We start from the raw sequence: 12,914 nt of genomic DNA on the forward strand, positions 1-12,914 counted from the left end.
GGGACCCCCCTGGCGCGAGCAGCGCAGGGAACCACGAAGTGGCCCTGACTTCGGGTCGCCTTTCTTTGGGGTACTTTTCTTTGGCGAGACAAAGAAAAGTGCCTCGGCCGCCGGGACGAATCCCCGGCCTCCGCCCTTCAACAAAGAGCAGAAGCTACAGAGCGCAGCGGCAGCAACACATCGAAATCACACCTCACCCCCACCTCAAGACATTCCACGCCAACCTCATGCATCCCGTCGCAGCCTGCTGGCAGCAAAAGCCTCAGTACATGAAAGTCTGCTCCAAGGCGCTCGCACAAGGCAAGTGCCTCAACCACATCAGGAGGTCAAAATGACTTGTTTCGCCGCCAGCACCACTGTCAACAAACTGCACTCAGGTCAACGCGCCTCACAGGCTCGAGGGCTGTTGCGCCGCCTGCTCGGGGCCTCCGCATTGCTCGCGCTGAGCCTGTCTGCCCAGGCCTTCCAGGCGGGCCTGCGCCAGATCACCGTGCCCGGGGCAGAGCCGATCCCGGTCGCGCTGTTCTATCCGACGCAGGCCGCGGCAAAGCCCATCCCCATGGGACTGTGGGCCCCTGAAGTGGCCCCAGGCGCGCCTGCCGAGGCCCGGTTCAAGGGCTTGATCCTGTTGTCGCATGGCACGGGTGGCAGCGAACTGGGGCACCACAACCTGGCCACCCGCCTGGCCGCGCAAGGCTATCTGGTAGCCGCGCCCCGCCACCCCCATGACGACTGGCAGGATCGGAGCCTGGTCAACTCAGGCCACTATTTCGGCGAACGTGCCCACCAGGCCAGCCGTGTGATCGACGCGGTGCTGGCCGATCCTCAATGGGGGCCCCGGGTACCGGAGGGACGCATCGGGGCGCTGGGACATTCAGCGGGCGGCTACACCGTCATGGCCCTGGCTGCCGACCAGGTCCAGCCTGCGCTGGCGGGGCAGCATTGCCGCCAGGTCAGCGACGACCCCATGTTCTGCCACCTGGGCAAAGGGGCCCTGGCGACGGCCCCGGGTGCCACGCCTACCGCAGCAGTGCCGGAGCAGACCACGCGGGTCGGAGACCCGCGGGTCCGGGCCGTGCTGGCCATGGCGCCTGTCGGCGTGGTGTTTGACGCAGCGGCCCTGCAGCAGGTTCGGGTGCCGGTCCGGATCTACACCGCGCAGTTCGACCAGGTGCTCAACAGCCGTTACCACGGTGACTGGCTGGCCCGTCAGGTGCCGCGGGCCGAGGCCGTGTCGGTGCCTGGGGCGGGACACTTTGCCTTCATGGCCAAGCCATCGCGCTCCATCCCATCGGACGCGGGCGACCCGGCCTCCGACCCCACAGGCTTTGACCGTGAGGCCTTCCAGAAGGGGCTGGCAGACGACGTGGTGGCCTTCTTCGACCGAAGCCTGGATTGACGCGGCGCTCACCCGCGCAGCAGCTGCGGCACCAACACCTTCAAGCCCCGCAGCAGCATCTCCACCGACACCGCCACCAGGATCAGCCCCATCAGGCGCTCAAAAGCCAGCACCACCCGCTCCCCCACCAGCCGCTGGATGCGGTCCGCCAGCACCAGCACCACGGCGCACACCGCCATGGTGACGCTCAGGGCTCCGACCCATTCCAGGCGCCGCTCGGGGGCCTGGGACACCAGCAACAGCACGGTGGCCAGGGCCGAGGGGCCGGCCAGGGCGGGGATGGCCAGGGGCACGATCAGGGGTTCGCCCTCGGGCAGCGGGCTGCCCGACTCGCGGGCACTGGGGAAGATCATGCGCAGTGCGATCAGGAACAGCACCACGGCCCCGGCCAATTGAAGGGCCAGGTCGCTCAGGTTCATCTGGCGCAGAAAGCCCTCGCCCATGAACATGAAGCTCAGCAACAGGCCAAAGGCAATCGCCACCTCCCGCACGATGACCCAGGGCCGACGCCCCGGCGGCACGTTGCGCAAGGCGCTGGCAAAGATCGGGATGTTGCCCAGCGGATCGGTGATGAGCAGCAGCAGGATGGTGGCTGAGGTGAAGGTGTAGCTGGTCACGGTGTCAGGTCTTGCGTCATGTTTCGTAGACGGTGCTCAGCGAGTCGAAACCCTTGACCTCGATCGGGTTGCCGAAGGGGTCGCAGAAGAACATCGTCCACTGCTGGCCAGGCTGACCGGCAAAGCGCAGCTGCGGCGGCAGCACGAACTCGGAGCCAGCGGCCTGCAAGCGCGCGGCCAGGGCCTGCCAGGCCGGGGTTTCCAGAATCACCCCCAGGTGGGGCATGGGCACCAGCTTGTCGCCCACGTGGCCGGTGGGGGCGGTGGCAAATGGGGTGCCCAGGTGCAGTGAGATCTGGTGGCCGAAGAAATCGAAATCCACCCAGGTGGCGGTGCTGCGCCCTTCGCGGCAGCCCAGCACATCGCCATAAAAGCGACGTGCCGTGTCCAGGTCGGTGACGTTGTAGGCGAGGTGGAACAGGCTTTTCATGGCGCCGGAGGATAGCAGTCCTGGCGCCGGGCTGCGCGGCTTACCCTGCGCGGGCTTTGCCGGGCAGGCGGCGGGCCAGTTCGGGCAGGGCACGTCGACCGGCCTCGTAGCCGGCCTGGATCATTTCGCGCCGCGCCTGGAAGTCGGTGCTGCTGAAGCGGCTGGTGTCGGGCCGGATCACCAGATCGGCCTGCTTCGCCTCCAGCTGGATCAGGGCCCGCCCCATGATCTCGAAGGACTGCAGAATCACTTCGTACAGACCGGCGCCGGTGTTGTTGCGTGGCGGTGTGCTCACGTCCACCGCGATCACGAAGTCGGCCCCCAACTGCCGTGCCTGTTGCACCGGCAAGGGGCTGACCAGCCCGCCATCGACCAGCTCCTGGCCGTTCACGAGGGCGGGCACGAACACGCCGGGGATGGCGCACGACGCCCGCACGGCCAGCCCGGCGTCGCCGCTTTTCAGGGCCAGCAGCTCACCGCTGACCAATTGGGTGGTCACGGCGCAGAAGGGCAGGCGAAAGCGTTCGATGGGCTGTTGGCGCAACTGCTCGTTGACCAGCTTTTGCAGGGCTTCGCCGGCAAACAGGCCGCGTTTGTTGGCGGCGCTGAGGTCGGCCACATCCAGATCACGCACCCTGAGCGCGACCTCTTCGATCTGCCACGGGCTCATGCCGGCGGCATAGCAGGCGCCGACCAGGGCCCCGGCGCTGGTGCCGGCCACTGCGTCGGCCCGGTAGCCGGCCTCGTCCAGGGCCTTCAGCACGCCAATGTGGGCAAAACCGCGGGCGGAGCCCCCACCGAGCGCCAGCGCCACCCGGGGCCCCAGGTGGCCAATGGGCTTGCTGGGCGGGCTGGCGGGTCCCGGTGTCACGGGCCTGAGCGTGGCTTGGGCACTGCGGGCCAGAAACGCCAGGCCCAGCAGGGCAGGCCCCAGGTGGCGCCGTGGCAGGCGATCGATCGAGGGCCGTGTCGTCATGACGCGGCGGCCGGACGAACCAGGCCCTGATCGATCAGGGACTTGAGTCGCTCCCAGGCGGATTCGAAGGCGTTGGGGGCTTCGCCGCGGGTCAGGGTGTCGAGTTGCTCGTCCAGCACCAGCACCTCGACGCGCCGGTTCAGGCGCCGCCCCTCCTCGGTGGCGTTCGAGGCCACCGGCCGTTTGTAGGAATAGGCTTCGGTTCTCAGCCTTGGCTCGGGCACGCCCAGGGTGATCAGTGCGCGCCGCACGGTCTGTGCGCGGGCTTCGGACAAAGCCTGATTGGTGGCGTCCGAGCCGGTGTTGTCGGTATGGCCCTCCAGCACCACCGGGTGATCGGTCTTGTGCAGCAGCAGGTCGGCCACGCGGCTCAGGTAGGGGCCCGATTCGGCCGGGTTCAGGCTGGCCTGGCCGGTCTCGAAAAGTGCCGTGCCGGGCAGGAAGATCTGCACGCCCCGTGGCGATTGCGCCACGGCCAGCGTGGGGCCGCTGTAGGCCATGGGGGCCGGCGGCGTTGGTGTCGGGGCCGGTGGCGGGCTCTGGCAAGCGCTCAGGGCCCATGCAGCGGCCAGCAGCACGGTGTGTCGGAAGGAGATGGGGCGGGCGTTGAGGGGCATGTCGGCGATGACCGAAGTGAGCAGAGTGGATTATCGAAACACCCTCCGGCTCCCGTGCCGCGCCGCCTCGCAAGTTCCTGCGCTCAGTGTGACATTCCGCGCAGAAACCCCAAATTGAAAGCAATTGTTCCAACGACACAGCCCCCGGGCCGGTGGGCGACGGGGGCTGTGTCGGGGCCGCGCGGGCTTCAGGCCACGGACGGGTCGGCGGCCAGGTTGTCGAACTTCTTGAAGTACTGGCGGGCCAGGGCCACCAGTTGGGCGTCGGTGGGATGGTCGGCGGCAATCGAGTCGACGATCACGCCAGCAATCGCCTTCTGGTGGCTGTTGCACCAGTCACGGAAGTTGTTGCGGGCCAGGCCGGGGCCGGTCAGCAGCACTTCGCGGGTGCCGGCCAGGGCTTCGGCGATGGTGGCGTAGAAGGCCACGTCATCGGCGGTCTTTCCCTGGTGCTTGTGGTGGCTGCGCGACTTGATGCGCTGGGCTTCCACGTGCTCGCGGTCAAACATCAGCACATGGGCTTCGGAGTGGTCCAGCCAGACGACGGCGTGAAAAGTAGTCATGAGGTCTCTCTTTCTGAGTTGGGTGATTGAATGAAGTGGGTCAGGCACAGGCTGCGCAGGCAGACTCAGTGCGCGTGGTGGTGTTCCAGGGTTTCCTGGCACTGGATGCAACGTTCGGCTTCCGGGGCGGCATGCAGACGCGCGGCCGGGATCTCGACGCCGCAGGCCAGGCATTCGCCGTAATGGCCATCGTCCATGCGCTTCAGGGCGGCATCGATGGCCGCCACTTCGGCGGTTTCGCGCTCGTCCAGTGCAAAAGCCAGTTCGCGCTCGGTGGCCGACTGGGCCCGCGAGTCCTCGGGTTGCGGGGCTCGGGCATCGGCCTGGGCGCGGTCAACCAGGCCGCCGCGTTGCAGGGCCAGTTGCTCGATCAGCGCGGCGCGCTGAGTCAGCAGTTGTTCGCGGAAGGGTTGGGTGAGGTGGGAGTGCATAGGGGCCTTTCTGATCTCTGGTTCGGCCCGGTCTCCTGGGCCATGGCTTCATGATCTGCCGGGTGTGCGGCGCCGTCTTTGATCATGGTCAAGAGCGCGGGTGGGCGCAAATGGGCGTTGTTGAGGTTTGAAGGGCCATGGAGGTGACAGCGAAATCCGCACCGAGGACCGCACAATCTTGGCGATTCCAACCCGCGATCCAGGAGACCGATATGACGAGCCACGCCACCCCGGCACCCGACTACACGCGCTACACCACCCTGTCCATCAGCCGCCGTGGCACCGAGGGGCAGGTGCTGGACATCCAGATGCGAGCCCTCAACGGCAAGCTGCCCACGGCCGGCCACGCAGGCCATCGCGAACTGGCCGAGATCTGGCGCGATGTGTCGGCCGACGAGAGCGTGCGGGTGGCGGTGCTGCGCGGCGAAGCCGGTGGCTTCTCGGGTGGCGGCGATCTGGCCATGGTGCAGGAGATGAGCGAGAACCACGAAACCCGGGTGCGGGTGTGGAAAGAGGCCAGAGACCTGGTTTACAACCTGATCAACTGCGACAAGCCCATCGTCAGTGCCATGCACGGGCCGGCGGTGGGGGCGGGCCTGGTGGCCGGGTTGCTGGCCGATGTGTCGATCGCCGCGCGCAACGCCCGCATTGTGGACGGCCACACCAAGTTGGGCGTGGCGGCAGGGGACCACGCCGCCATCGTCTGGCCCTTGCTGTGCGGCATGGCGCGGGCCAAGTACTACTTGCTGCTGTGCGAGCCCCTGTCGGGCGAAGAGGCTGAGCGCATCGGCCTGGTGTCGCTGGCGGTGGACGAGGCCGAACTGCTGCCCCGCGCCTACGAGGTGGCCGAGCGCCTGGCCGCGGGCAGCCAGAGCGCCATCCGCTGGACCAAGTACGCACTCAACAACTGGTTGCGTCAGGCCGGGCCGACCTTCGACAGCTCGCTGGCGCTTGAATTCCTGGGCTTTGCCGGCCCCGATGTGCGCGAAGGCATCAACGCCTTGCGCGAACGACGCCCGGCACGGTTTTGACGACCCGTCACACCGGGCCGTGGCGGCTTACTTGCGCCGGCTCATCATGAGTTCGGTGTTGGTCTTGCGGTCGGCGTTGATCTTCTGCACGTGGGTGCGCTCACCCATGCGCTTGAGGTAGTCGCGCACCGGCAGATCGGCCAGGTAGTCACGGCCATAGACGATCTTGGTGGCGCCGCTGATCAGCGGCAGGTGCACGATGGCGGTGCAATCGGCCAGGCTGAATTGTTCGCCGGCGATGAAGGGCTGGTCAAAGCGCGCGAGCTTGGCAAAAGCGGCGATGTTCTTCTCCAGCTGGGCACTGATCTTTTCGCGGGTGCCTTCGCTCACCTGGCCACCAAAAAAGGCCTGCGGATACAGGTTGCGAGCCACCAGCTCCAGATGCAGCTCCAGGTAGGTGATCAGCTCGCGCACCTTGGCCGCGGCAAAGGGGTCGGCCGGCAGCAGGGGGTGGGCCGGGTGGGTCTGTTCGATGTATTCGCAGATCACGGCCGATTCGCTCAGGGCGCCGTGTTCGGTCTTCAGGTAGGGCACCTTGCCCAGCGGGCTGGCTTGCAGGTCCACCTCGCCCACCCAGGCGAGCTCCTCTTCAAAGGGCAGGCCTTTTTCCAGCAGGGCCAGTTTGACCTTGTTGTAATAGTTGCTTGCCGCAAATCCGCACAGTTTCAGCATCGAGGGTCTCCAGTTGATCATTCGTGATGCCGGCGGCGCGGGGCCGTCGGCGCTTGCCATCGTAAAGGCCTGCCAGGGCAGTCGGGCGTCCCGCGCTTGACTTGCTGCAGTGCGACATAATTCAAGCCATGCCGTTCATCCGCCCACGTCAGCTCTTCGCCCGGTCCATGCTGGCTTGGTTTGTGCTGTTCGTCGGCGCGTCGGTGGCGTCGCCGCTGATCCATCCGGTGGATTGGCAGGAGGTCTGCACGTCGAGCGGTGCACGCCGCCTCGTGGCCGGCACCAATCCGGCGGACGAGTCCGATGGCGTCTGGAGTGCCCTGGCCCATACGCTGGACTGCCCCGCCTGTCTGCCCGGCTTGGCCCCGGCGCCAGGGCGGCTCACCTGGGTCATGCCCAGCGGGCCGACAAGCGGCGCTTTGGCCGTGGGCGGGTGGGGCGGGCCTGTGACCCAGGCCGCCAGCGCGCCCCTGCCGGCACGCGGCCCACCCGGACGGAACTGATTCCGCTCCGGACCGGGCCGGCCCTTGGCGTCGGCTTCGGGCTCAGTCATGCATGCCCGGGAACACTTTTTGCCTGTCCCTGGTGTTCGTCTTATCAAGGGGGTCTTGATGACCTGTCAAGAAATTCAGCTGCCCGGCGAGGCCAAGTCCTTGCGCATGGGCGATTCATTGTTGGAAGCCGGGGCGATTGGCCCGGTGTGGCGCGTCACCCGTGGGGTGTTCCGCCTGGAGCGCGTCAGCGACGAGGGCGTGGCCTTTGTCCAGTTGGCCTTGCCGGGGGATCTGCTGGGGGTCGAGGCCTTGTGCAGCGAGCGGTATTCGTTTTCGGCCACCGCCGTGGTCGACAGCGAGGCCGTGCCGCTGGCCCTCGCGGATGACGCGGCCCGGCACCGCGTGCTGGCCGACGCCTTTTTGCAGCAACAGGCCCGCACCGCCGAGGCCGTGCGGTTGCGCAGCGGTACGGTGGCCAGCCGGGTGGACCATTTTCTGACCACGCTGGCGCACGCCACCGGGGTGATCACCCAGCGTGTGCGCGACTGTGATCTGCCCTACCTGCGCGACATTGCCCACATCGTGGATTCGGCGCCCGAGAGCGTGTGCCGGGCCATGGGCGGTCTGGTGGCGCCCCGCACCCGTGCCCGACCGGCGCGGCGCAAGCTGGACTCGGCACTGGCCTGAGTGCCTCAACACGGCCCGAGCTTTACCGCATAATCACCGGCCATGCACATGCTGCGACACGCCCGATACCTTGCCCGCCTGCTGGCGGCCTGGTTTGTGCTGTCGCTGGGCGTGGCCGTGGCGTCGCCCCTGGTGGCGCCGCTCGACATGGAGTTGGTGTGCTCCTCCACCGGCGCCATGAAGGTGCTGGTCAAGTCTGCCGACGGCGGCCAGGCCAGCCAGACCGGCCACACGCTCGACTGCCCGCTGTGCGCTGTGCTGGGGGCTCCGCCTCCGGTGCACACCCTGGTGCTGCCCCCGGTACTGCCGCTGGGCCATGTGCTGCAGAGCATTCCGGCCGCTCGCATCGCGGCCCTCACCGCGGCGCCCCTGCCGCCGCGCGGGCCGCCTGCCCACTCCTGAAATCAGTCCCTCTGCCCAGCCTTCGTCTGCGCTCACCTGGTGAGTGCGTCCGGCGGGTCTTGACCTGTTTTTTCTGGAGTGCCCATGCGCAAAAGCCGCATGGCGTCGGCCCTGGCCGTCGCCTTCCCCCGTGTTTCCTCTTCCGTTGCCGCCCCCGTTCTGACCAGCTTGATGGCCCTGTCCCTGGCGCCCCTGGCCCAGGCGGACGACAACAGCAACGCCCCCAGCAAGTCGCTGGGGGTGGTCACCATCAACAGTGGCCAGCCCAGCTCTCTGCCCACGCAGATCCCCACCACCCTGGAGGGGGCCACCCGTGAGCAGATCGAGACCACCATCAATGCCACCGACAGCGAAGACGCGCTCAAGTACTTCCCCAGCCTGCTGGTGCGCAAACGCTACATCGGCGACTACAACCACGCCATCCTGTCCACCCGGGCCTCGGGCACCGGCAACAGCGCACGCTCCATGGTGTATGCCGACGGCATCCTGCTGTCCAACCTGCTGGGCAATGGGGTCGGCGGCCTGAGCTTTCCGCCGCGCTGGGGCCTGGTGACCCCTGAAGAGATCGAGCGGGTGGACGTGATGTACGGGCCCTTCTCTGCGGCCTACGCGGGCAACTCGGCGGGGGCCGTGGTCGACTACGTGACCCGCATGCCCACGCGATTCGAGGCCCATGTCTCGGCGGGCTTTACCACCCAGCCCTTCGATCTGTACAACACCCAGGACACCTACAAGGCCTGGCAGACCAGCGCCTCCTTGGGCAACAAGAGCGGTGACCTGTCGTGGTGGCTCAACTTCAACCACACCGACAGCGACGGCCAGCCCCTGACCTTTGCCACCCGCCTGCTCAGTGCCGGCAGCAGCACCGGCTCGGGCACCGCCGTGACCGGCGCCGTGGCCAACGCCAACAATGCGGGGCAGAAGTGGATCGTGCTGGGCACCGGCACGCAGTACCACACGGTGCAGGACCACGTGAAAGCCAAGCTCGCCTATGACTTCAGCCCCACCGTGCGCGCCAGCTACACCCTGGGTGTGTGGCAGAACAACTCGGTGGGCAGCCCCGTGTCCTACCTGCGCAACGCGGCCGGGCAGACGGTGTACAGCGGGGCCTTCAGCACCGGCGGACTCAACTACACGGGGTCGCAGGCCCTCACCGGGGCTGACTTTGCGCTGACCCGCCAGACCAGCACGCATTTCATGCATGGCCTGTCCGTCAAGAGCCACACCCAAGGCGAGTGGGACTGGGAGGTGTCCGCCAGTCTGTACGACTACAGCCGCGATCAGTTGCGCCAGAACGCCGCCAGCAACCCGGCCCCGGCGGCCGCCAGCGGCGGCGCCGGCACCCTGGCCGACGGCGGCGGTACCGGCTGGAACACCCTGGCCGCGCGGGGCACCTGGCGCCCGACAGGCCTGCAGGGCGCCCACATCGTCGACTTTGGCGTGCAGCAAGACAGCTACAAGCTCAGCTATGTCACCAGCAGCCTCAGCAACAACTGGCTCAGCGATGCCTCGGGCAGCCTGGCTTCGAGCGTGAAGGGCCGCACCCAGCTGCGCAGCCTGTGGGCCCAGGATGTGTGGGCCTTCGCCCCACGCTGGAAGGCCGTGCTCGGTTTGCGCCTGGAAGACTGGACGGCCACCCAGGGCCAGACCGCCTTCTCGGCCAGCAGTGCGCTGGCCTATGCCGAGCGCTCGGTGCAGGCCGCCTCACCCAAGGCCGCGCTGTCGTGGCAGTGGCTGCCCGACACCGTGCTCAAAGCCTCATTGGGCCGTGCCGTGCGCTTTCCGACCGTGGCCGAGCTGTATGGCGCCACCTCGACCACCAACTCGCAGTACATCAACGATCCGAACCTGAAGCCCGAGCGCTCCTGGACCGCCGAGCTCAGTGCCGAAAAAGACCTGGGCAATGCCCTGGCGCGCCTGACCTGGTTTGCCGAGACCACCCGCGACGCGCTGTACTCGCAGACCGTGTACGACGCCACGGCCAACAAGAACATCAGCCGCGTGCAGAACGTGGGGCGCATCGACACCCAGGGCCTGGAGGCGGCCTTCAATGGCCAGGGTGTCGGTTGGCGCCAGCTGGACGTGCTGGGCAGCGTGACCTATGCGCACTCCATCATCAAAGAGAACGCCGGTTACGTCAGCACCCCGGGCGATACCCTGGGTCGCCAGCAGCCCAACATCCCGCGCTGGCGTGCCACGGCCCAGGCCACCTGGCATTTCAACCCGCAGTGGAGCGCCAGCCTGGGCGCCCGTTACAGCGGCACCCAGAACCGCACGCTCAACAACGCCGACACCAATGGCTTCACCTACATGGGCGTGAGCCGTTACTTCACCACCGACCTGCGGGTGCTGTGGCGCATCGACAAGACCCTGACGGCGTCGTTCGGCATCGACAACCTGAACAACTACCAGTACTGGAACTTCCACCCTTACCCGCAGCGCAGCTACCAGGCCAATCTGCGGGCTGATTTCTGAAAGCGCATCGCATGTTCAAAGCTACTTTCCTCCTGGCCGCGCTGGGCCTGACCGTCGGGCTGAGCGCTGGCGCGCAAGCCCATGTCACGCTGGAGCAGCCCCAGGCCGTCGCCGGCAGTGCCTACAAGGCCGTTTTCAAGGTGGGCCATGCCTGTGGTGAAGGGCAATCCACCACGGCCATCACCGTGCGCGTGCCCGAGGGCTTTCGCGGGGCCCAGCCAGTGCCCAAGGCCGGCTGGACCCTGCGCGTGCAGCGAGCGGCGCTGGCCCAGCCGTATGAAGCCCACGGCCGCGTGGTCAAGGACGACGTGGTCGAGGTGCGCTGGCAGGCTCAGGGGCCCGACAACGCCTTGCCCGGTGCCTACTATGATGAGTTTGTATTGCGTGGCACGCCGGCCGGCCCGGCCGGGCCGCTGTGGTTCAAGGTGCTGCAGGGATGCGACGGTGGCCAGGCCGATTGGGCCGAGGTGCCTGCGGCGGGCAGCGCCACACGGGGCCTGAAAGCCCCGGCGGCCCTGCTGGAGGTGCTGCCGCCAGCCCCGGCCCTGACCTCGACAGCCCCAGTCGCTCCCGCAGCCCCGGTGGCCCCGGCCGCCCACGTTCATTGATTTCATCGCCAGAAAGAACCCCATGCAAAAAGCATTCATGACCTTGATCGCCGCCGCCAGCCTCGCGCTGACCACCTTGCCTGCCAGCGCCCAGGTGGTGCAGGTGCAGGGCGCCTGGGCCCGCGCCAGCGTGCCGGGCCAGAAGGCCACCGGTGCCTTCATGACCCTCACCGCCCCTGCCGGGGCCACCCTGGTGGGCGTCAGTTCGCCGGCGGCCGGTGTGGCAGAGGTGCACGAGATGAAGATGGAGGGCGACGTGATGAAGATGCGCGCCCTGCCGTCGCTGGCCTTGCCGGCAGGCCAGGCGGTCGAACTCAAGCCCGGCGGCTACCACGTCATGCTGCTGGACCTCAAGGCCCCGCTGGCCAAGGACAGCCAGGTGCCCCTGACCTTGAAGCTGCGCGACGCCAAGGGCGCCGAAAGCCAGCTCGACATCAGCGTGCCCGTGTCGGCGGTTCCACCCATGGGTGACATGAGCGGCCACCAGCACCACAAGCATTGAGGCGGTGGGCGCCGGCTGATACCCGGTGTCTTTGCTGCAACCAAAGGCAAGCCTTGTGTGCAGCGCACCGATCAAGTGCAAGTCCGCCTGTTCCAGCGGCGGGTCATCCGGTAAGCTGCGGCCATCGATCTCATTTTCAGAAGATGGAGCAGACATGACGGACACCACCCCCTTCGGCTTCGGCAAACTTGTGCCGGGTTTCGACTTCCTGCAGAACCTGGCCAGCTCGGCCGTCAAAGGGGCGCAGCAAGGCCTGCCCAACATGCCCAGTCTTTCGAGCTGGGTGGCCCCCACCCTGAGTGTCGAAGAGATCGAAAAGCGCATCGGCGAACTCAAGGCCGTTCAGTTCTGGCTGGATCAGAACGCCCGTGCCCTGGCCGCCACCATCCAGGCCCTGGAAGTCCAGAAAATGACCCTGGCCACCCTGAAGGGCATGAACTTCAGCATGGGCGATGTGGCCAAGGCCTTCCAGGTCAAGACGGCCGACATGGTGTCGGAGATGCAGAAGGCGTCGGCCAACCTCGCCGCTGCCGCTACCGCCGCCACCTCGGCCGCGGCCCCCGCACCGGCCCCGACGCCGGCACCGCCGCCTGCGCCTGAACCCGAGCCTGCTTCCGCGCCGGCTCAAGCCCAGGCAGATGGCAGCGCCGCCCCAGGCGTGGTCGACCCGCTGCAGTGGTGGGGTGCCCTCACCCAGCAGTTCCAGCAGATCGCCACCGATGCCATCAAGGACACGGCCGTGGCCCAGGCCCTGGACAGCACTCGGAACCTGGCCACCGGCCTGGCCCGTGAGGCCCTCAAGACCACGGCCGAAGCCGTGAGTGCCGGAGTCAAGGCCGCCAAGGCGGCCAAGGCCAGGGCCACCCCCGAAGCCAAGGCGCCCGCTTCGCCCAAGGCGGCGGCCAAAAAGGCACCGGCTGCCCGCAAAGCCCCTGCGGCCAAAAAAGCCCCTGCGGCCAAGAAGGCGGCGCCACGCCGCGCCGCCTGAGGCCGGGCTGGCCCGGTTCAAC

At 67.6% G+C, this 12,914-nt stretch carries 16 protein-coding genes; 9 read left to right on the forward strand and 7 right to left on the reverse strand.

Annotated elements, in window-relative coordinates:
* Positions 1 to 331: 331 nt before the first annotated feature.
* The gene (locus AC3WUT_RS28725) at positions 332 to 1,399 is read left to right on the forward strand and encodes an alpha/beta hydrolase family protein (protein WP_492350485.1); all 1,068 of its coding nucleotides are present in this window, start codon (positions 332 to 334) and stop codon (positions 1,397 to 1,399) included.
* Between the two features lie 8 nt (positions 1,400 to 1,407).
* Here AC3WUT_RS28725 and AC3WUT_RS28730 read toward each other — a convergent pair whose 3' ends face one another.
* The 6 genes from AC3WUT_RS28730 to AC3WUT_RS28755 form a co-directional block, all read right to left on the reverse strand.
* Positions 1,408 to 2,016, reverse strand: a complete 609-nt coding sequence (locus AC3WUT_RS28730; protein ID WP_492350486.1) for a MarC family protein — start codon at positions 2,014 to 2,016, stop codon at positions 1,408 to 1,410.
* A 16-nt stretch (positions 2,017 to 2,032) separates the two neighbouring features.
* Positions 2,033 to 2,446, reverse strand: a complete 414-nt coding sequence (locus AC3WUT_RS28735) for a VOC family protein (RefSeq protein ID WP_492350487.1) — start codon at positions 2,444 to 2,446, stop codon at positions 2,033 to 2,035.
* Positions 2,447 to 2,486: 40 nt separating this feature from the next.
* Entirely contained in the window at positions 2,487 to 3,422 is a 936-nt protein-coding gene (locus AC3WUT_RS28740; protein ID WP_492350488.1) for a patatin-like phospholipase family protein, read from the reverse strand.
* A complete protein-coding gene (locus AC3WUT_RS28745) occupies positions 3,419 to 4,039 on the reverse strand; it encodes an OmpA family protein (RefSeq protein ID WP_492350489.1) in 621 nt (206 codons plus the stop codon). The genes AC3WUT_RS28740 and AC3WUT_RS28745 overlap by 4 nt, the downstream gene beginning before the upstream one ends.
* Positions 4,040 to 4,227: 188 nt before the next feature.
* Positions 4,228 to 4,602 (reverse strand): hypothetical protein, encoded by a 375-nt coding sequence (locus tag AC3WUT_RS28750; protein ID WP_492350490.1) that lies wholly within the window; start codon positions 4,600 to 4,602, stop codon positions 4,228 to 4,230.
* Between the two features lie 65 nt (positions 4,603 to 4,667).
* A complete protein-coding gene (locus tag AC3WUT_RS28755) occupies positions 4,668 to 5,033 on the reverse strand; it encodes a TraR/DksA family transcriptional regulator (protein ID WP_492350491.1) in 366 nt (121 codons plus the stop codon).
* Between the two features lie 212 nt (positions 5,034 to 5,245).
* Between AC3WUT_RS28755 and AC3WUT_RS28760 the strand changes: the two genes are divergently transcribed.
* Positions 5,246 to 6,064 carry an enoyl-CoA hydratase/isomerase family protein gene (locus AC3WUT_RS28760; RefSeq protein ID WP_492350492.1) on the forward strand — a complete coding sequence of 273 codons (819 nt, stop codon included), beginning with the start codon at positions 5,246 to 5,248 and terminating at the stop codon, positions 6,062 to 6,064.
* A gap of 27 nt (positions 6,065 to 6,091) precedes the next feature.
* On the opposite strand, the gene AC3WUT_RS28765 is transcribed toward AC3WUT_RS28760, so the two are convergent.
* A complete protein-coding gene (locus AC3WUT_RS28765) occupies positions 6,092 to 6,736 on the reverse strand; it encodes a glutathione S-transferase (RefSeq protein WP_492350493.1) in 645 nt (214 codons plus the stop codon).
* Positions 6,737 to 6,903: 167 nt separating this feature from the next.
* Between AC3WUT_RS28765 and AC3WUT_RS28770 the strand changes: the two genes are divergently transcribed.
* The 7 genes from AC3WUT_RS28770 to AC3WUT_RS28800 all read left to right on the forward strand — a co-directional run bounded on the left by AC3WUT_RS28770 (position 6,904) and on the right by AC3WUT_RS28800 (position 12,892).
* Complete coding sequence (locus tag AC3WUT_RS28770) at positions 6,904 to 7,239, forward strand: hypothetical protein (RefSeq protein ID WP_492350494.1); 336 nt, start codon at positions 6,904 to 6,906, stop codon at positions 7,237 to 7,239.
* A gap of 108 nt (positions 7,240 to 7,347) precedes the next feature.
* Positions 7,348 to 7,917 (forward strand): Crp/Fnr family transcriptional regulator, encoded by a 570-nt coding sequence (locus AC3WUT_RS28775; protein WP_492350495.1) that lies wholly within the window; start codon positions 7,348 to 7,350, stop codon positions 7,915 to 7,917.
* Positions 7,918 to 7,959: 42 nt separating this feature from the next.
* The gene (locus tag AC3WUT_RS28780) at positions 7,960 to 8,319 is read left to right on the forward strand and encodes a DUF2946 family protein (protein ID WP_492350496.1); all 360 of its coding nucleotides are present in this window, start codon (positions 7,960 to 7,962) and stop codon (positions 8,317 to 8,319) included.
* Between the two features lie 84 nt (positions 8,320 to 8,403).
* Positions 8,404 to 10,794 (forward strand): TonB-dependent receptor, encoded by a 2,391-nt coding sequence (locus tag AC3WUT_RS28785; protein ID WP_492350497.1) that lies wholly within the window; start codon positions 8,404 to 8,406, stop codon positions 10,792 to 10,794.
* A gap of 11 nt (positions 10,795 to 10,805) precedes the next feature.
* Entirely contained in the window at positions 10,806 to 11,402 is a 597-nt protein-coding gene (locus tag AC3WUT_RS28790; RefSeq protein ID WP_492350498.1) for a YcnI family copper-binding membrane protein, read from the forward strand.
* A gap of 22 nt (positions 11,403 to 11,424) precedes the next feature.
* Positions 11,425 to 11,904, forward strand: coding sequence for a copper chaperone PCu(A)C (locus tag AC3WUT_RS28795; protein WP_492350499.1), 480 nt, complete (start codon positions 11,425 to 11,427; stop codon positions 11,902 to 11,904).
* Between the two features lie 154 nt (positions 11,905 to 12,058).
* Positions 12,059 to 12,892 (forward strand): PhaM family polyhydroxyalkanoate granule multifunctional regulatory protein, encoded by an 834-nt coding sequence (locus AC3WUT_RS28800; protein ID WP_492350500.1) that lies wholly within the window; start codon positions 12,059 to 12,061, stop codon positions 12,890 to 12,892.
* The last annotated feature ends 22 nt before the right edge of the window (positions 12,893 to 12,914 follow it).

The organism is Curvibacter sp. EU05-FHT14A10 (genome assembly GCF_058791075.1).